This window comes from Allobosea sp. FBZP-16 (assembly GCF_002831785.1).
Classification (GTDB): domain Bacteria; phylum Pseudomonadota; class Alphaproteobacteria; order Rhizobiales; family Beijerinckiaceae; genus Allobosea; species Allobosea lupini.
Genome location: NZ_LNCQ01000032.1, coordinates 138,008 through 155,918 on the forward strand (window position 1 = coordinate 138,008; position 17,911 = coordinate 155,918).

At 64.3% G+C, this 17,911-nt stretch carries 15 protein-coding genes and 1 pseudogene; 9 read left to right on the forward strand and 7 right to left on the reverse strand.

What is annotated here, in order from left to right; all coding sequences use genetic code 11:
• Window positions 1-39: 39 nt before the first annotated feature.
• The 5 genes from CXY91_RS17305 to CXY91_RS17325 form a co-directional block, all read right to left on the reverse strand.
• Window positions 40-1,941 carry an ABC transporter substrate-binding protein gene (locus CXY91_RS17305; protein WP_091841745.1) on the reverse strand — a complete coding sequence of 634 codons (1,902 nt, stop codon included), beginning with the start codon at window positions 1,939-1,941 and terminating at the stop codon, window positions 40-42.
• A gap of 283 nt (window positions 1,942-2,224) precedes the next feature.
• Entirely contained in the window at window positions 2,225-3,151 is a 927-nt protein-coding gene (locus tag CXY91_RS17310; RefSeq protein WP_100962506.1) for a serine hydrolase, read from the reverse strand.
• Window positions 3,152-3,187: 36 nt separating this feature from the next.
• Entirely contained in the window at window positions 3,188-4,000 is an 813-nt protein-coding gene (locus CXY91_RS17315) for an ABC transporter permease (protein WP_100962738.1), read from the reverse strand.
• A 4-nt stretch (window positions 4,001-4,004) separates the two neighbouring features.
• A complete protein-coding gene (locus CXY91_RS17320; protein ID WP_100962739.1) occupies window positions 4,005-4,940 on the reverse strand; it encodes an ABC transporter permease in 936 nt (311 codons plus the stop codon).
• A gap of 42 nt (window positions 4,941-4,982) precedes the next feature.
• The gene (locus CXY91_RS17325) at window positions 4,983-6,509 is read right to left on the reverse strand and encodes an ABC transporter substrate-binding protein (RefSeq protein ID WP_100962507.1); all 1,527 of its coding nucleotides are present in this window, start codon (window positions 6,507-6,509) and stop codon (window positions 4,983-4,985) included.
• A 141-nt stretch (window positions 6,510-6,650) separates the two neighbouring features.
• Here CXY91_RS17325 and CXY91_RS17330 point away from each other — a divergent pair, with 141 nt between their 5' ends.
• Together CXY91_RS17330 and CXY91_RS17335 are read left to right on the forward strand one after the other, a co-directional pair.
• Window positions 6,651-7,505, forward strand: a complete 855-nt coding sequence (locus tag CXY91_RS17330) for a LysR family transcriptional regulator (RefSeq protein ID WP_158673458.1) — start codon at window positions 6,651-6,653, stop codon at window positions 7,503-7,505.
• The gene (locus tag CXY91_RS17335) at window positions 7,502-8,380 is read left to right on the forward strand and encodes a LysR family transcriptional regulator (protein ID WP_100962509.1); all 879 of its coding nucleotides are present in this window, start codon (window positions 7,502-7,504) and stop codon (window positions 8,378-8,380) included. Before CXY91_RS17330 ends, CXY91_RS17335 begins: the two co-directional genes overlap by 4 nt.
• A 133-nt stretch (window positions 8,381-8,513) precedes the next feature.
• On the opposite strand, the gene CXY91_RS17340 is transcribed toward CXY91_RS17335, so the two are convergent.
• Window positions 8,514-9,536 (reverse strand): SphA family protein, encoded by a 1,023-nt coding sequence (locus CXY91_RS17340; RefSeq protein ID WP_248307531.1) that lies wholly within the window; start codon window positions 9,534-9,536, stop codon window positions 8,514-8,516.
• A gap of 15 nt (window positions 9,537-9,551) precedes the next feature.
• Complete coding sequence (locus CXY91_RS17345) at window positions 9,552-10,622, reverse strand: AraC family transcriptional regulator (RefSeq protein ID WP_100962510.1); 1,071 nt, start codon at window positions 10,620-10,622, stop codon at window positions 9,552-9,554.
• A gap of 122 nt (window positions 10,623-10,744) precedes the next feature.
• Between CXY91_RS17345 and CXY91_RS17350 the strand changes: the two genes are divergently transcribed.
• The 7 genes and pseudogenes from CXY91_RS17350 to CXY91_RS17380 form a co-directional block, all read left to right on the forward strand.
• Window positions 10,745-10,984 carry a DUF3302 domain-containing protein gene (locus CXY91_RS17350; RefSeq protein ID WP_100962511.1) on the forward strand — a complete coding sequence of 80 codons (240 nt, stop codon included), beginning with the start codon at window positions 10,745-10,747 and terminating at the stop codon, window positions 10,982-10,984.
• Window positions 10,981-11,916, forward strand: a complete 936-nt coding sequence (locus CXY91_RS17355) for an HlyD family secretion protein (RefSeq protein WP_100962512.1) — start codon at window positions 10,981-10,983, stop codon at window positions 11,914-11,916. Before CXY91_RS17350 ends, CXY91_RS17355 begins: the two co-directional genes overlap by 4 nt.
• Before the next feature lie 25 nt (window positions 11,917-11,941).
• Window positions 11,942-13,351, forward strand: a complete 1,410-nt coding sequence (locus tag CXY91_RS17360) for a DUF1254 domain-containing protein (protein ID WP_100962513.1) — start codon at window positions 11,942-11,944, stop codon at window positions 13,349-13,351.
• 111 nt (window positions 13,352-13,462) lie between these two features.
• Complete coding sequence (locus CXY91_RS17365; protein WP_100962741.1) at window positions 13,463-14,377, forward strand: formylglycine-generating enzyme family protein; 915 nt, start codon at window positions 13,463-13,465, stop codon at window positions 14,375-14,377.
• A gap of 238 nt (window positions 14,378-14,615) precedes the next feature.
• The gene (locus CXY91_RS17370; RefSeq protein ID WP_100962514.1) at window positions 14,616-16,310 is read left to right on the forward strand and encodes an arylsulfatase; all 1,695 of its coding nucleotides are present in this window, start codon (window positions 14,616-14,618) and stop codon (window positions 16,308-16,310) included.
• Window positions 16,311-16,376: 66 nt separating this feature from the next.
• Window positions 16,377-17,384: an HAD family hydrolase gene (locus tag CXY91_RS17375; RefSeq protein WP_100962515.1), complete on the forward strand. Its 1,008-nt coding sequence runs from the start codon at window positions 16,377-16,379 to the stop codon at window positions 17,382-17,384.
• Window positions 17,385-17,607: 223 nt separating this feature from the next.
• Window positions 17,608-17,853, forward strand: a pseudogene (locus CXY91_RS17380) (transposase); the annotation flags it as partial.
• Window positions 17,854-17,911 lie beyond the last annotated feature (58 nt).

Sequence of the window (17,911 nt, forward strand, 5' to 3'; positions counted from 1 at the left end):
GGAAGGTGGGCCGCGCCTCGGGGCGCAGCCCTTGCCGGATCACTTAGCCGGCTTCAGCCGCACGAACATGTAGCGGGAGTTGCCCCAGTTCGTGACCGGATTGGCGTAGGGGTCGTCGGCGGTCGGGTAACCCGTCCAATAGGTCTGATCCATCGCGGTGAAGACGTTGTAGGCCATCAGCGGGATGATCGGCATTTCGCGCGTCATCAGCTTGACGTAGTCGCGGCCGAGCTCGACGCCCTTGGGGTCGTCGAAACCGATCTTGCGGATGTCCTCGATGATCTTGTCGAGCTCGGGATGCGACCAGCGCTGCCAGTTGCGCAGGGGCTGAGGCTGGCCGGGCTGGGCGACGAATTGCGAGTGCCAGCTGTCCATGAAGTAGGACAGGTCCTGGTGCCCGCCCCAGGTCTCGACGCTCCAGCCGATGAAGGCGTCGAAATCGCCGGCGGCGCGCCGGGTCAGCAGCGTGCCCTGCGCCACGTCGATGCGCGCATCGATGCCGGCCTGCTTCCATTGCTGCACGATCATCGTGCCGGCCCGCGTCATCACCGGGCGCAGGTCGCCCTCGACCATCAGCCTGACGGTGAACGGCTTGCCGTCCGGCGTCAGCCACTGGTTGCCCTGCTTTCGGAAGCCGGCGCGGGTCAGCAGCTCGCCCGCCGCCGCGACATTTGGCTTCCACCAGCCTAGGCCGAAGGAATTGGCGATCACCGCCGGATCGGACGGAATCTGGTCGCCCATCGACGGCCGCAGCATGTCGGCGATCTGCTTGCCGACCGTCGGATCGTAGGGCTTGATCTTGCTCGTGCCGGTGTCGATCTCGAAATCCTTGAGCCAGGCCTCCATCGGCTTGTGGTAGGCCTCGGGATGGATGCCGGTCGGCGGCACGGCGATCGCCGAGATGGTGGCGGCGCCGCGGTAGGCGGCCATCGTCACCGCCTTGACGTCGATCATCAGCGCCAGCGCCCAGCGTACGTCGCGGTTCTTCAGGGTCTCGTTCTGGGTGTTGAAGATCACCGCCGGCAGGGTCGGATCGGGATGGCCGTAGGGGAAGCCCTTGAACCAGGCACGCGTGCCCTTGTCCTGCTTGGCCAGCGTGAACATGCCCTCCGGCGCGATGTCGTGGATCACGTCGAGCTCATGGTTGAGCTGGGCGATGACGCGCTTGTCCGGCGGGCCGGGGTCGATATAGGCGAGGTATTTCGGGCCCGGCTTGCCATGGCGGCCGAGCGAGGTGCGCTGCCAATCCTCACGCAACTGCCAGATGTACCATTTCCCGTCGGGATCGAAGGATTGCAGCGTATAGGCGCCGAGCGAGACCGGCTTGTTGAAGTCGAACTTGGCGGGATCCTCGACCTTCTCGAAGACATGCTTCGGCAGGATCCAGATGGCGCCCCAGCGCACGGTGAAATTGGTGTGGAAGCGCGAATTGGGCTTCTTCAGCTTGAAGATCACCGTCTCCGCATCGGGCGTCTCGACCGAGGCGACATTATTGGCCAGCACCGCCGAGAAGCGCATGCCGGGGTTCTTGATCTGGATGTCGACCGTCGCCTTGACGTCGGCGGAGGTGAACTCGACGCCGTCGCTCCAGAACAGGCCGCGCCGGAGCTTGACCTGCATCTCGGTGAAGTCGGCATTGTAGACCGGCTTGTCGGCGGCGAGCGAATTGTCCCAGGCGCCGTCGAGGCCCTTCTCCGGGTCGATGTACCAGAGCGTGTCGAGCGCCGCCTGCTGCAGGCCGTTGGACTGGCTGCCGGCATTGATCGCCCAGATGTTGAACCAGCCGGCGTTCTTGATCGTCCCTTCCGGGTTCTCCAGGATCAGGAGCTCCTTGCGGGGGATATTCTGTGGGATGCCCTGTGCGGCCACGGGCGCGGCCGAAAGCGCCGTCAATGAACCCAGCAGCGACGCAGCAAGCAGCACGGCGCGCAGACGCCTCATCGTCACCTCCCATTAAGACGGGGCGTTTTCCGCCCTTCATGACCGGAAGCTTATGGCGCGCCAAAAACCGGAGCAACGACAGATGTGATCTATATCAGAACGTTGGATATGAATGATCCAAGGTACTCTAATAATTACATAATTTCAATATTCGCCAGCGCCCAAACCACGCTTCAATGGGGCGCATCTTCTATATCAGCGCAGAACGCGCCAAAAGTGGTCCTTGGGGGTCCGCCGCAAAGCGGACATCTGAGGGCGATCAGTATCCCCCGCGAGTGTGGTTTCAGCGCCGCCCCGTCATCTCGGCTGCGACCAACGCTCCGATCGCAGGAAGGAAGCTGTCATCCTCGGCGATAGCCTCACCCTGGGTGAAGACAGTGAGCAGGAACTCATAATCTCCAGGCAGGATTGCGCGCAGCGTGTCGTGCCGGCGGAACGAGGCGCGGTCGTCGCCAAGCCAGCGCGTGCGCCCGGCCTTGGACCAGATTCGGGTGCTTGGCGGCAGTGCATCGCCCAGATAGCCCAGGAGCTGATAGGCGCCACGGCCGCGGTCGGGATCGTTGGCGTCGCGGGCGAGATGGTCGCGGATGACGGCACGGCGCGCCGGCGGCAGCAGGGCGGAGTCGCTGAAGATCTCGTGCATCAGCCGCGCCATGGCGATCGGCGTCAGGCAATTGTGACCGGTGGCCGAGCGGTCGAGCGCGATCTTTTCCCGGCCATAGCGCAGATCGTCCATCAACTTCTGGTTGAGATTAATGCCGACTAGCTCCGGCCAGCCCAGCCCGGCGAAGATCCGGTTGATCTCCTCGCGGCGCTCGCACCAGGTGGCCATCTGGGCATCGTCCAGCAATGTATCGCCGGTCGTGCCCGTCAGCAGGTCGATGATGTAGTTCGTCGCGGAGTTCGATGACCACAGGATCATGTCGCGCATGGCGCGGTCGAGTTCGGCATGGGCGGATAGCCGCCCGTCTTCCAGCCGCAGTTGCGCGGCGACAAGATGGAATACCTTCACCAGCGAGCAGGGGTAGGCGCGCCAGTCCGGTCGGAGAGCGGCACCTTCGGGCTTGCCGCCGGGCTCCGGTGCCGGCCGGGTCAGGACATAGGCGAACTGCGTGAAGGGGACATTGCGCGCGGCATAGATCGGGGCGGCATGGGCCTCGATCAGGGCGCCGATCCGCTTGAGGTCGGAACTGTCGGTGAAGCAGCTCATGGTGGTCTCGCGAGGCAGGTCGGTCGGGAAGATGGCTCAGCCCTTGGGGCGCAAGGCTGTGTCGAGGCCCTCGCCGATCAGGGCGAAAGTGACGCCGGTGTAGACGATGGCGAGTCCGGGAGCCGTCGCGATCCACCAGGCGTCGAACAGGAACTGACGCCCATCGGCGATCATCAGTCCCCATTCCGGCGTCGGCGGCTGAATGCCGAGGCCGAGGAAGGAGAGAGAGGTCACGGCCAGGATCGTCAGCACGACGTCGGCCATGGCGAAGACGATCGCAGGCGTGACGGCGTTGGGCAGGATATGCGCGGTGACGATGCGGCGATCGGTCGAGCCGAAGCTGCGCGCCGCCTGGACATATTCGAGCTCGCGCAGCACCAGCACCTCGCCGCGGGTGATGCGCGCGAAGGAGATCCAGTTCACCAGCAGGAAGGCGAGATAGAGATTGGCCTCGCCGGGGCCGAGCACGCCGACGATGGCGATTACCAGCACATGGAAAGGGAAGGCCCAGAAGATGTCGGTGATGCGCATGATGACGGTATCGACCCGCCCGCCGACGAAGCCGGACAGCGCGCCGATCGCGATACCGAGGATGGCGGGCGCCGCGACGCAGACCACGGCGACCCTGAGATCGACCAGCCCCCCAGCCATGACGCGCGAGACGACGTCGCGGCCAAGATCGTCCGTGCCGAGCCAGTGTTTCGCCGAGGGAGGCTGCAGCGTGTTGCCATAGTCGACCAGGAAAGGGTCGTGCGGCGTCCAGACCTGCCCGAGCCCGACAAGCAGGGCGAGTAGCAGGAACATGGTGAGGCCGACGAGGAGCGTCGGCTCGAGGCGGCGCTTGCTCATCGCGTCAATCCAGCCGGATGCGCGGATCGGCCAGCGCATAGGCGATATCCGTCGCGAGATTGATCAGGACCACCAGCACGGCGAAGACGATCGTCAGCCCCTGGATCATCGGGTAGTCGCGGGCGAAGATCGACTCGACGAAGAGCGAGCCGAGTCCCGGCAACGCGAAGACCGTCTCGATCACCACGGTCCCGCCGATCACCCAGCTAGTATGGGCGCCGAGCACCGAGATCGAACTGATCAGCGCGTTCGGCAGCACGTGGACGCGCATGGTGCGCCCGGTCGCATTGCCCTTGGCGCGGGCGGTGGTGACATAGTCCGAGCCGAGCACGTTGAGGATGCCGCTGCGCAGGCTGCGGATCGTCAGCGAGGCCGTCGCCAGAGCGATCACGAAGGCTGGCAGCGTCAGGTGATGCAGGCGTGAGAACAGGCCGGTCCCGTAGCCCGAGGTCGGGAACAGCGGCACCCAGATGGCGAGAACGACGACGAGCACGAGTCCAAGCCAGAAGGACGGGATCGCCAGCAGCACCGTGAAGACGAGCTTGACCAGGATATCCGGCGCCCGGCCACGCTTGACCGCCGACCACAGCGCCAGCGGGATCGTGAGCACGACCGCGATCACGGTCGAATAGCCGACGAGCCACAGCGTCGCCGGCAGGCGCTCCAGCACCAGCGAGATCACCGGCTGGCCGTAGACGACCGAGCGGCCGAGGCTGCCGGACAGGATGTCGTGGAGGAAGAGCAGGTATTGCCGCCACAGCGGCAGGTCGAGCCCCAGCCGCTGCTTCATCGCCGCGATCTCCTCCGCGCCGCCACGGGCGCCGAGCAGCAGCGTCGCCGGGTCTCCCGGCAACGCCCGCAGCAGGAAGAAGCAGGCCAGCGTGATGCCGAACAGCACTGGGACGAGCTGGACGAGCCGCTTGAGGATATAGGTCAGCATGGCAGCAGGCCGGGGGTCGGGCGGCCTCAGGCCGCCCATTCCTCACTTCATCTTGACGTCTTCGAGGCGGAAATTGCCGGTCGGCAGCACCTCGAAGCCGCTGACAGTGCTGCGATGGGCATAAGGCGTGCCGGGGTAGAACAGGAAGATCGATGGCGCGCCCTCATGCGAGAGCTTGACCATCTCCTTGAACATCGCGCCTCGCTCCGGCCCGTCCTTGGTGGCGCGCTCCTTCGCATAGAGTTCGTTGACCCGCTCGTTCTTCCACTCGGTGTGGTAGGCGTTGGCGCGCTCCGGATTGACAATCAGGAAGCCGGCCATCTGGTCGGGGTCGATCGTGTCGCTGGAGGCGTAGGAGACGGCCATCTCGTAGTCGCCGGCCTTGGTAGTCGACCAATGCGTGCCGCCCTCGACGAGACGGATCTCGGCGGTGACACCGATCTGCGCGAGCGCGCTCTGCAGCGCCTGGCCGACCTGGCGGTGCAGCGGCCGGCCTGCATGCACCAGCAGAGTGGTCTTGAAGCCGTCGCCATAGCCGGCTTCCTTGAGCAGGGCCTTGGCCTTGCCGATGTCATGAGCATAGGGCTTCAGATCGGGATCGGCATAGGCCATCAGCGGCATCGGCGAGTTCGCCACCTTGCCGGCGCCGTAGAGCAGAGCCTTGACCAGCCCTTCCTTGTCAATGGCGTAGTTCAGCGCCTGGCGAACGCGGATATCATCGAAGGGCTTCTTCTTGGTGTTCAGCAGCACGAAATCGGTGCGCAGAACGTTGGCGACAACGGTCTTGACGGTGCCGGCGCGGCCAAGGCTCTGCATCTGGTTGAGCGGGATCTCGAGGGCGGCGTCGATCTCGCCGGCCTGCAGCTTCAGCACGCGGCTGTTGCCCTCGGGCAGCACCAGGATCTCGGCACCGTCGAGGCTCGGCTTGCCGGCCTGCCAGTAATGCGCGTTCTTTTTGAGCGAGAGGCCCTGGCCCTTGTTCCAGGCCACGACGGTGAAGGGGCCGGAGCCGATCGGCTTCTCGAAGAACTTGTCGGGCGCCGCCTCGAAGGCCTTCTGCGGCAGGATCGCCGAGGAGAACAGCGCGAGGTTGTTCAGCAGCGGCGTGAACACGGTCTTGAGCTTGAGCACGACGGTGCGATCGTCCGGCGTCTCGATGGCGTCGATCCCGGCGAAGAAGCGCTTCCAGCTCGAGGCGTCGCTGCCAGCGCGCTTCAGCGAGAAGGCGACGTCGGCGGCGGTGACGGGCGTACCGTCCGAGAACGTCGCGGCCCTGAGCTTGAAGCTATAGGTCAGGCCGTCGTCGCTCACTGTCCAGCTCTCGGCGAGGCCGGGCTCCAGCTTGGTGGCGTCCGCACTTGGGCGCAACAAGGTGTCGTAGATCAGCAGTTGCGCATGGATCGAGGGATTGTCGCTGGTCGCGATGGGGTCGAGCGAGACGAGGTCCTGCGTCTGCGCCAGCTTGAAAACGCCCTGCGCAAAGGCGCCGGAGGGCGCGACGGTCAGCGCCGGGCCGAGCATGGAGAGCGCAAGCGCGGCAGCCGACACCATGGAGCGGAATGTAATCATGGATATCCCCTGATTTTGGCCGCTCTGCCTCGGCGGCGGCGGCTTGCAACCTTCCACGGGCGCTCCTAGTCTCGCAAATGAAACATTTGGCAAGAATACCAACCAATTGGAATAGCATGGATGAGGCTGGGGGCGCTGCAGGTGATCGATGCCTTCGTCCGGCTCGGCGGCACCGGCGAAGCGGCACAAGGGCTGGGCGTCAGCCAGTCGGCCGTGATCAAGTCGTTGCGCCTGGCGGAAAAGGAACTCGATCTCAGCCTCGTCGCCATTGTCCAGGGGCGGCTGACCCCGACCCCCGAGGCGCTGGAACTGAACCGGCTCGCGGAGCCGGCCTTCGGCGCCTTGCGCCGGGCCCATCACGAAGCCGACATGATCCGCGTCGGCATGGCGGACCGCCTGCGGATCGCGACCGTGCCAGGGCTGGCGCACAGCATCCTGCCGCCGGCCATCGCCGCGGCGCGCAGCGATCTGGCCGACCGGGCGGCCGTCGAAGTGATGTTCGACCATGTCCGCGATCACCTCAGCGCCAACGAAGTCGATCTCGCGATTTCCTACGGCCCGATGGCGACGGAGGGGTTGCGGGATATCGTACTGCGCAGCAGCCCGCTCGTCTGCGTGCTTGGGGAAGCGCATCCGCTCGCCGCCCATGACCGGCTGTCCCGCGATACCCTCGAAGGAGAGCGCCTGATCAGCTACGGGCCCGATGGCATCAGCTTGGCCGACAGCTTTCAGGACGCGCTGGGCCGGATCGGCCTGTCGCAGCGGATCGCGATCACCGTTCGCCATACGGACAGTGCCTGCCATCTGGCGCGCGAGGGCGTCGGCATTGCGGTCGTTGACGGCTTCGTCATCAGCAGCGGCCTGACGCAGGGGCTGGCGGTCCGTCCACTCGACGAGAGCCCCCTCGTGACCGCCTTCGCGCACCACCGTGACGGCCCGCCACTCGACCATGCCGCGCGCGTCCTGCTGGATCATCTCGTGGGAGCGGCAGCATGAAGTCGTTGACACCCTCGCACGCGGCGGTCCTGCGCGCCGTCAACCGCTGCGGCACCACAGTCGAGGCTGCCCGGCAGCTTCATCTGACGCAATCCGCGGTCAGCAAGATCATCGCCCGCAGTGAAGCGGCCCTCGGCATTCGCGTCTTCGATCGCAGCGATGGCCGCCTCGTCCTGCGTTCCGAGGCCCGCGGCCTGATGTCGGCGCTAGGCCATGTCGAGGGCGAATGGCGCAGCTTGCGTGGCGCCGTCGGCGACCTGCGCTCCGGGCGCGCCCTGCCGCTGCGGATCGCATCGACGCCGAGCATCGGCCAGGGGCTCATTGCGCAGGCGATCCGGAGGCTGGTGACGGACTATCCCCAGGCTCGCATCGAACTGATCATGGGCGATGCGCCGACGCAATTGTCGAAGGGCGCGGCCGATCTCGGGGTGATGTTCTCGCCCCGCGTCACCGACGACATTGCCCTGACACCGTTCGCACAAGCTTCGATCATCGCCCTCGTGCGTGCGGACGACCCACTGGCGCTCCGCGACCGGGTCAGCTTGCCCGAACTTCGGGGCCGGCGGCTGATCTGCTTCGATCGCGAGAAGTCGCCGCTGGGATGGCTGATCGCACGCGCCCATGAACAGGCCGGCATCGATTATGCGCCGTTCATGACCGTGCCCTACAGCATTTCCGCCGCCCATCTGCTGGCGCGCCAGGGCGATGTCATCCTGATCGATAGCCTGCTGACCCAGGCTCAGCGCTTTGAGGGGCTGGTCCGGCTGGAGGTGACGCCGGAATTGCCGATAACCATATGCCTGATGACGGTGCGAAGCCGGCCTTTGAGCCGCCTTGCAGCATGCTTCGTCGAGATACTGTTGGGCAGCGAATAAGCCCTTAGATGGTCGCCACTACGGTAGGCTGCCGCCAGGGCGCTCGGCGCCAGAACCGGACGTTGGTGGAAAGCGGCATAGCTCGGCTGGTGCGACGTGGCGCGCTGCTGCCGGTCGGCGCACAGGTGGAGGTCTATTCCTTCACCACGGCAGGTTTGGCCACATGAGCGGGATGCGTCGGCATCCAGAGGGGGAACGAGAGCTGTACCCATCCTATCGTGCCTTGCGGCCGGTTCTTGACGTCGACTTCGCGCAGCACTTTGACGCGAGTGGCGATAGGGGTCGCCCCGACCATGAAGGTGTAGCCGATCGTGCCGCCGATCGCCGTGGTGCGGCCCTTATAGGGGCCGAGGGTCGCGCCCGGGCCGCTGTCGCCGGTTATCTGCTGGTAATGCGACCCGATGAGGCCGACCGAGAGCTCCTTGGTCAGGTTCTTGCTGATGCCGACATCGATGTGGAATTCCTGCCCGGTCCGGTAGTCGGTGTCGGGGTTCTTGCCGTTGACGGTGAGGCCGACGACGGTCGAGATATCGAGGCCGAGTGTCGGCTCGAGATAGGTCAGACCGGCCGAGAAGTCGCCAATCCAGCGATTGAGGGCGAGGTTGGAGAGCTCGCCCGGTTGATAGGCGCCGGCCGGGATGCTGACGGCGGCGGCGAGCTTCCAATGCCAGTTGCCCGCATTCCAGCCGAGCGTCGCTGTGGCTACGGGATCGCCGAAATTCACCGTGGCGTCGCGAACGCTGAGCCCGATCGGCTGGTTATTGGTGCGCGGCCCGCTGAGTAGGGCGCCCGCCCGCACGCTCGGCTCGCCAAAGGGCACGCTGAGCCCGAAGGCGAGCCGCCCGCCGAAGATCTCGGCGGGCGTCACCCAGAGCCCCGTGGCGAAATCACCCCAGATACTGGCCCTCACGCCGGCAACGACGTTGCCGCCGAGCGATGTGCTGCGCTGGCCGGTCAGCGAGCCGCGATAGAACAGCAGGGTGTTGTCGAAATAGAAGCCGGGAGGCGGCACGATTCCACCGGCCGGCACATTGAGTCCCGGCACGAACAGGCTGGCCCCGCCTTCGGAGGCATGCGCCATCGATCCCAGCGCGCCTGCCAGGGCCAGGGCGGGGAGGCTGCGGATGGCGGCCCTAGTCAGCGCCCGCATGGTCATCCTCTGCTCCCTGCCTCAATGCAACCGGTGCCGCTTGACCGTTTCGGCCGGATACTCGGCGAACAAGCGACGGTAATAGGCGCAGAAGCGACCGACATCGCAAAATCCCGAGCGGAAGGCGACATCGGCGATCGTCCCCCGGCCCTTGAGCAGCTTGAGCTGCGAACGTGCCCGGCAGAGCCGCCTGTCGCGTAAGAATTCGATTGGCCCGATACCGATCTCCTCGTGGAACAGCCGGTGCAGAGAACGGCGAGATAGGCCGAATTCGGCGAGGATCCGCGCGACACTCATCGGGTGAGCCTCGTGGAATTCGAGAAAGTCGAGGATGTCGTAAAGTAGTCGCCGCGACAGCGCGCGGCTGTGATAGTCGGGCCGGGCCAGCGCCCCGGTGATCGCATCCAGGATCGTGTCCTTCCAAAAATTGATCTCATGCAAATCGAGCTGGATGCTGCCGTCGACCCGGCTGACGATGTCGTGCAGCACGCGCGCCATCGATGCGGCATGGCCACCTTCTATGCGGAAACTCGACTGCCGCTTCCAGGCCTCCAGGCAGCCGAGCTCGCTGCCCGAGCCGAAGAAGCGCTCCAGCTCTTGAGCCGAGACACAAATTCCGCCGAAGGCGGCGCCGCCGGAATAGCGATGCACATGCTCGGCGCCGGGCGACCAAACGCCGACATGGCCATCGGTCAGCGCCGGCCCGGCGAACTCGCCCTCGCACTCGAACAACATGCCAAAGGTGATGTCGCGCTGGCTGAAGACACCTTGCGAGATCAGCCCGCGATCGAAACGGCCAAGCCCGAGCGCCAACCCCTCAATGGCGAGATGGCGCAATTGGCCCCGCATCGGGCCGCGTTCGACTTGGATGATCTCGGATTGCGTCGCTGGCGTCGCCTGCTGCAGCCGCTCGAAGCAATCGATCGCAATGGTGCGCGCCACGAAGTTGGCGGACTGCTCCCGCTTTTGCGCAGCCTGCTCCATGGGCCTCCCTCCCGTGTTTGGCACAAACTGCGCATCACAACCGGATTGATATGCGCTACAACCAGCAGTAAGACGCAAAAACACCAGGCAGGCAATCGATTCTCGCATATAATTATAATAAAATTCATTCCGAATGCGCTTCGATTATTCATCGAAGCAAGTGAATGCGGCATGCTCGAACCGAATACGAAGCGACTACAAGCCGTCTAGCCAGCCTTGGGGTAGGGTTTATGGCGCCAATCGACCTTTTTGCTTGGATCGTTCTTCTAGTTGTCGCCGGCTTTTGCCTTGCTGTGGTCATAGGGCTCGGGATGCTGCCCGGGCGGATCGCGCGACAGCGCGGTCATCCCTGGCCGGAGGCCGTCGCGGCCGGCAGCTGGGCGGCGCTTCTGTTCGGCTTCGTCTTCTGGCCGCTGGTCCTGATCTGGGCCTATGTGGATGCTCCCGCGATGAAGGAGACCGCCAGATGATGGTCTTCCTCATGGCGAGCTATTTCGCCATCCTGAGTCTCTTCGTCTGGCTGCGCTGGATCCCCTGGAGTCCCTTCTGGAAGTTCTCGCCGCTGCTGGTCCTGGTCGCCCTCAATCTCGGCCTGTTCATTCCGATGGGTTGGGGGGCGCCGTCCGGGCCTGTCCTGGTGGCGCGCAACGCCGTGCAGATCGTGCCTTCCGTCGCCGGCGAGGTGATCGACGTCCCGGTGCGTGCCAATGCGACGCTGAAACAGGGCGACGTGCTACTTCGCATCGACCCGACGGTTTACGAGGCGCAGGCGGCCGCGCTGGCGGCGCAGTTGAAGTTCGCCGAGCTGCGGCGCTCGCAGATGGAGGCGCTGCACGATCGCGGCGCGGGCCGCAATTTCGACGTCGAGCAGCGCCAGGCCGAGGTCGAGCAGCTGCAGGCGCAGCTCGCCACCGCGAAATGGAATCTCGATAAGACAACGGTCCTGGCTCCGGCCGATGGCTATGTCACCAACCTGGCCTTGCGCAAGGGCGCCCGCGTCACCGCGCAGGCGCCGGTCATGGCCTTCATCGACAGCTCCGAAACCATCATAGGAGTCGAGATCGCGCAGATCTACGCGCGCTATATCGAGGTCGGGCAGCCGGTCGAGGTCGCCTTCAAGATCCGGCCGGGCGAAGTCCATACCGGCCGGGTTGAGGCCGTGCTGCAAGCCATTGCGTCGGGGCAGACAGAGGTGAGCGGGCGCGCCGTCCTGCCAGGCGATATCTCCGCCGCCCCCTTCGTGGTGCGGATCAGGCTCGATGATCAGGTAGCCGCGATGCGCCTGCCCGCAGGCAGCACGGGGACGGCCGCGATTTTCACCGACCACGTCAAGGCCAGCCACATGATCCGCCGAGTGATCCTGCGGCAGGTTGCGATCCTCAACTACATCAACCCGTTCTGAACGGGCGATTGCAGGAAACGAAGCGATGAGGAACTTTGGTCTCGCACTGCTGGCATTCATCTGCGCGGCAGCACCTGCCAGTGCTCAAAATCTGTCCCCTGAGGAGCTGGGCCAGCGCACCGTCCATCGCCGAGCCGTCGAGGCGGTCGTCTGGGGAATGCCGGCAGTCAATTTCGACCTCATGTTGCAGGCGGCTCTCAAGGCCGGCGGCAAGGACAACCAGATTGTCTACTGGTCGCGCTTTCTCGACTGGAAGAACCAGACCCTGACACCTAACCCGAGCACAATCTACTTCATGCCGTTCATCAGCACGAAGGAGGCGGGTCCGATGGTGCTGGAACTTCCGTCGGCAGAAGGCGGCTCCCTGACCGGCACGATCACGGACGCTTGGCAGACCGCTCTGGAGGATGTCGGGCCGGCCGGCGCCGACAAGGGTAAAGGAGGCAAATATCTCATTCTGCCGCCGCGTCATACCGCGCCAATACCAAACGGATACATCGTAGTGCACTCGTCGACCTACATGGCCGGGCCGCTGCTCCGCTCCAACGCGCTCGGCGGCAATGCCGCCGACATCGCAAACGCTGTAGCCTACGGCAAGCGGATCAAGCTCTATCCGCTCTCCGCCGCCGCGAACCCGCCGCCGCCAACCTTCGTCGACGCCACGGACGTCCTCTACGACAGCACCATTCCCTACGACATCCGCTTTTTCGAGGCACTCGACCGCTTCATCCAGCGGGAGCCCTGGCAGGAGCGAGACAAGGCTATGATCGACCAGCTGAAGTCGGTCGGCATCGAGCAGGGCAAGCCGTTCAAGCCGAGCGCGGACGGCCAAAAGGTCCTCGAACAGGCAGCCTCCGAAGCTAAGGCACTGCTCGATGTCCGCTACGAGGACCTATTCACGCCGTACTATCCTGGTGGACGGTGGGCACTGCCAGTCGCGCCGGACGTTGTCGAGGGACTGGCGACCAACTTCTCGAAGCCGGGCGTCTATCCGCTCGACGACCGTGGCGCCTTCTACTCCTTCGCGTTCTCTAGCGTTAAGCATCTCGGCTCGGGGCAGTTCTACCTCGTCGCGATCCGCGACAGGGATGGCAAGCCATTCAGCGGCGCCGAGACCTACCGGCTGACCGTGCCGGCCAGCGCCCCGGTCGACCTCTACTGGTCGATCACCGCCTACGACCGGGAGACGCATGCTCTGATCCGGAACATGTCGCGGTCGAGCCGAGGCTCGAATGTCCCGGAAGTGCAGAAGAATTCGGATGGTTCGGTCGACATCCATTTTGGACCGAAAGCGCCGGCCGGCGGTGAAGGAAACTGGGTCCCGACCGACCCGCAGCGCGGCTTCGAGGTGATGATGCGCTTCTATGGGCCGCAGAAGCCTTTGTTCGAGAAGACCTGGCGGCTCCCGGATATTGAGCGCGTTGCCGCGCCCTGACGTCTCGCTCACTCCCGATCCTGCGTCGGAGGAACCGCACCCGTGACACTCGGCAACGCGATCCCGACTGAAGCCTCTGCCCGACTTGATGATGCCATCAGCAAGATCGGAATGACCTGGATCAATGGCGGAGTATTCCGCATGGGGTCCGACCGGCACTATGTCGAGGAAGCGCCGAGCCACCAGGTCAACGTCGACGGTTTCTGGATTGATCAGACGCCGGTGACCAATCGCCAGTTCGGCGCCTTCGTCGATGCAACCGGGCATGTCACCTCAGCCGAGATTGCTCCCGATCCCAGGGACTACCCGGGTGCGTTGCCGCACATGTTGCGGGCCGGCTCGCTCATGTTCGATCCGCCATGCCATCCGGTCGATACGCGTGACTGGTCGCAATGGTGGACATTCAAGTTCGGCGCGACGTGGCGCAAGCCCTATGGCGCTGGCTCCTCGATCAAGGGCCTCGACGATCATCCCGTAGTGCATGTCGCTTATCTCGATGCCGAGGCCTATGCGAATTGGGCCGGCAAGGCATTACCGACCGAAGCCGAATGGGAGTTTGCGGCCTGGGGCGGGCGCGAGGGCTGCGAGTTTGCCTGGGGTGATGAGCTCACACCGGAGGGCCGCCATATGGCCAACATCTGGCAGGGCGCGTTTCCTCAGGAGAACAGCAGGGAGGATGGCTGGGCCCGCACCTCCCCGGTCCGGGCCTTTCCATCGAACGGATATGGGCTCCACGACATGATCGGCAATGTTTGGGAATGGACCGCAGATTTCTGGTCCGCGCGACATCAGGCCGATGCGCCTAAAGCCTGTTGTGTCCCGCAGAACCCGCGCGGCGGCCGGGAATCAGAGAGCTACGATCCGCATCAGCCGCAGATCATGATCCCGCGCAAAGTGCTGAAGGGCGGCTCGCATCTTTGTGCGCCGAACTACTGCCGCCGCTATCGCCCTGCCGCCCGCCACGCAGAGCCAATAGACACCTCTACAAGCCATGTCGGATTTCGCTGCATCATTCGAAAAACCTGAGGATATGGCGATGGATCGCAGAAATTTGTTCGGCGGCACCGCCGCCATGGTTGCGGCGCAGGTGCTTCGATCAGGCCCAGCCAGCGCAGACGCAACCCCAGCGGCCGGCCCAGCTGGGTCGTACTCCGTCCTCAAGATGGTCGGCGAGTTCGAGGACAGCGTCAAAAGGCACCCACTGATCCGCATGGGGACGACCGGTCCCTATTCGCCACTACGATAGCCCGGAGAGGAGACCACCATGAGCGACGCATCCGAACGTAAAGACGGTAACACCGCGGGGCACCCTAGCCGGCGGCACATGCTCCTTGGCGGGACTGCGCTGGCTGCAACAGGCATGACCGAGCGGAGTGCGGTAGCCCAGGTGCAGCCAGCGCCGGTGCCACTCGCCACCACTTCTGCGGGAGGTCGTCGGCCGAACATTCTGGTGATCTTTGGCGATGATGTCGGGCAGGCCAACCTCAGCCTCTATTCGCACGGTGTCATGGGCTACCGCACGCCGAACATCGACCGCATCGGCCGCGAAGGGATGATGTTCACCGACTACTATGCCGAGCAGAGCTGCACCGCGGGCCGATCTTCGTTCCTCACCGGCCAATGCACACTGCGCACCGGTCTTTCCAAGGTGGGCATGCCGGGCGTGGCTGTCGGTCTTCAAGATAGGGACGCCACCATCGCCGAGCTGCTGAAGCCGCTCGGCTACGCCACCGGTCAATTCGGCAAGAACCATCTGGGCGACCGCAACGCCTACCTCCCGACCGTCCACGGTTTCGACGAATTCTTCGGAAATCTTTACCACCTCAACGCCGAGGAAGATCCGGAATCGCGAACCTATCCGCGCGACCCTCGTTTCCGTGAAACTCTCGGCCCGCGCGGCGTTTTGCGTTGCAAGGCGTCGGAGCGCGACGATCCCACCGAGCATCCTCGCTGGGGACGCATCGGCCGCCAGGTCATTGAAGATACCGGTCCGCTGACCAAGAAGCGCATGGAGACGATCGACGACGAAACCTCGGCGGCCGCGATTGACTTCATCCAACGGCAGACAAGGGCAAACAGGCCTTTCTTTTGCTGGTTCAACACTACGCGGATGCACTTTCGCACTCATGTGCAGGATGCCCGACGCGACCAGCCGGGCCTCACCTCAAGGACTGAGTATGCCGACGGTATGATCGAACATGACGCGCAAGTCGGAGCCGTTCTCAAGGCGGTCGACGATCTCGGCCTCGCGAACGATACGATCGTGCTCTACACCACCGATAACGGTCCTCATCAGAACTCCTGGCCTGACGCCGGCACGACGCCGTTCCGCAGCGAGAAGAATACGAACTGGGAAGGCGCCTTCCGTGTTCCGTGCCTCATACGCTGGCCCGGCCGTATCCAGGCTGGATCCGTCTCCAATGACATTGTGAGCGGAATGGATTGGCTGCCTACCCTTCTCGCCGCCGCCGGTGAACCCGACATCAAAAGCAAGCTGCTGACGGGCCATCAGGCGACCGGCAAGACCTTTAAGGTCCATCTCGACGGCTATGATCAGCTGCCTTACCTGACCGGCCGCCAGCCGCACAGCGCACGCAAGGAATTCTTCTACTTCAATGACGACGGTGATCTCGTCGCGATGCGCTACGAGAATTGGAAAATCGTCTTCGAAGAGCAGCGCGCAACCGGAACGCTGCGGATCTGGGCCGAGCCCTTCACGAAGCTTCGCACGCCAAAACTCTTCGATCTGCGCTCGGATCCATACGAACGCGCCGACATCACGTCCAACTCCTACTATGACTGGTTTACCTCGAACCCGGCGCCGTTTCTGGCGTCGCAATCGATCGTCGGGCCGTTTCTAGCGACGTTTAAGGAGTATCCGCCGAGCCAGCGCCCCGCGAGTTTCAGCATCGATCAGCTGATCGAACGGATGCAGAAGAGCCTGGAGCCCGCTCATTAGGCGCTAACGCAGCCGGCTGTGCTTTTTGCCGCGAGGCGATTGCCATCAGCCCTGAGGAGCCATCGTATGAGCCTCACCCGACGCTTCGCCCTTGCCGCTTTGTCCGCCACACTTCTGCCAGCTCCAGCGGCGCTGGCTCAGCCTGATCCTTTGCCTTCGTGGAACCAGGGGCTGGGCAAGCACACTCTGCTTGCGTTCATCGCGCGCGTGACGCGCGAAGGCGGACCGGATTATGTGCCGCCAGCCGAACGCATTGCGGTTTTCGACAATGACGGCACGCTCTGGGCCGAGCAGCCCAGCTATTTCCAGTTTCAGTTCGCGCTCGACCGGACCAAGGCGCTCGCGCCCCAGAATCCGGCCTGGCAAGACAGGCCCGCGTTCAGAGCCATTGTTGCGGGCGACGCGAAAGCGCTCTCCGCCTTGAGTCACAAGGACGTCCAGGAGATCTTGGCGATAAGCCACGCCGGCATGACCACTGAGGCCTTCGCCAGAACCGTGGCGGAGTGGCTCGCGACGGCACGTCATCCGCGCTTTGGTCAGCCCTATGACCAGCTGGTCTACCAGCCTCAGCTTGAACTGCTGGCGCATCTACGCGCCAGCGGCTTCAAGACGTTCATCGTCTCGGGCGGTGGCGTCGAGTTCATTCGCGTCTTTGCCGAGAAGGCGTATGGCGTCCCGCCCGAGCAGGTCGTCGGCTCGTCGGTGGTCGTCAAGCTGCAGATGGCAACGGATGGCAAAGCAGAGCTTGTCAAGCAGGCGCAGGTAGAATTCGTCGACGATGGGCCTGGCAAGCCTGTCGGGATTAACCGCTTTATCGGCCGCCGGCCGATCATCGCCTTCGGCAATTCTGATGGCGACCATCAGATGCTGCAATGGACCGCGGCCGGCTCAGGGCCGCGCCTTATGGCGATCCTCCACCACACAGACGCGATTCGCGAATGGGCCTATGATCGCACGTCGCAGATCGGTCGCCTCGACAAGGCGCTGGACGAGGCCAACGATAGGGGCTGGACCGTGATCGACATGCGACGAGATTGGAAATGGGTGTTTCCGTTCCAGCGACAGGTGCCATGATCGACAGCCACGATGAAGGGAGTGGTCGCCTTCGCCGGGTGCTATCTCACCGGCATTCTAGGACTGTCCCCTGGCACCCCTCGTTATCTTGTCGCGGCGCCGTGCCGCCTGCGACCGTGGCGGCCGAAGTTTAGCTTGAGTGTCGGCTTCGACTCCGGTCTCTGGCCTGCTGCCGGTTTCGTGGATACCGAGATTGGGTGTTGCATGAAGCCGGAGGCGGCGTATGCAGCGAGGGCGATTTGGTCGTGAGTTCAAGATCGAGGCGGTCCGCCTGATCAAGGACCGCGGGGTGAGCGTGGCGCAGGCGGCGCGTGATCTCGACGTCCATGAGAACGTCCTGCGCAAATGGGTGAAGGATTTTGCCGCGGATCCGGGGCAGGCCTTTCCCGGGCACGGCCAGATGAAGCCGGAGCAGCTCGAGATCAAGCGTTTGCGGCGTGAGGTCGCCAAACTCAAGGCGGAGCGCGACTGTGGATCGGCGTGCAAAAAGAACCCCGTTATGGGGGTGATCGGCGTCTAAAAGGGAC

Coding starts and splice junctions, on each gene's coding strand:
- CXY91_RS17305 (WP_091841745.1), bottom strand. CDS start 1,941: ATGAGGCGTCTGCGCGCCGTGCTGCTTGCTGCGTCGCTGCTGGGTTCA.
- CXY91_RS17310 (WP_100962506.1), bottom strand. CDS start 3,151: ATGAGCTGCTTCACCGACAGTTCCGACCTCAAGCGGATCGGCGCCCTG.
- CXY91_RS17315 (WP_100962738.1), bottom strand. CDS start 4,000: ATGAGCAAGCGCCGCCTCGAGCCGACGCTCCTCGTCGGCCTCACCATG.
- CXY91_RS17320 (WP_100962739.1), bottom strand. CDS start 4,940: ATGCTGACCTATATCCTCAAGCGGCTCGTCCAGCTCGTCCCAGTGCTG.
- CXY91_RS17325 (WP_100962507.1), bottom strand. CDS start 6,509: ATGATTACATTCCGCTCCATGGTGTCGGCTGCCGCGCTTGCGCTCTCC.
- CXY91_RS17335 (WP_100962509.1), top strand. CDS start 7,502: ATGAAGTCGTTGACACCCTCGCACGCGGCGGTCCTGCGCGCCGTCAAC.
- CXY91_RS17340 (WP_248307531.1), bottom strand. CDS start 9,536: ATGACCATGCGGGCGCTGACTAGGGCCGCCATCCGCAGCCTCCCCGCC.
- CXY91_RS17345 (WP_100962510.1), bottom strand. CDS start 10,622: ATGCGAGAATCGATTGCCTGCCTGGTGTTTTTGCGTCTTACTGCTGGT.
- CXY91_RS17350 (WP_100962511.1), top strand. CDS start 10,745: ATGGCGCCAATCGACCTTTTTGCTTGGATCGTTCTTCTAGTTGTCGCC.
- CXY91_RS17355 (WP_100962512.1), top strand. CDS start 10,981: ATGATGGTCTTCCTCATGGCGAGCTATTTCGCCATCCTGAGTCTCTTC.
- CXY91_RS17360 (WP_100962513.1), top strand. CDS start 11,942: ATGAGGAACTTTGGTCTCGCACTGCTGGCATTCATCTGCGCGGCAGCA.
- CXY91_RS17365 (WP_100962741.1), top strand. CDS start 13,463: ATGACCTGGATCAATGGCGGAGTATTCCGCATGGGGTCCGACCGGCAC.
- CXY91_RS17370 (WP_100962514.1), top strand. CDS start 14,616: ATGAGCGACGCATCCGAACGTAAAGACGGTAACACCGCGGGGCACCCT.
- CXY91_RS17375 (WP_100962515.1), top strand. CDS start 16,377: ATGAGCCTCACCCGACGCTTCGCCCTTGCCGCTTTGTCCGCCACACTT.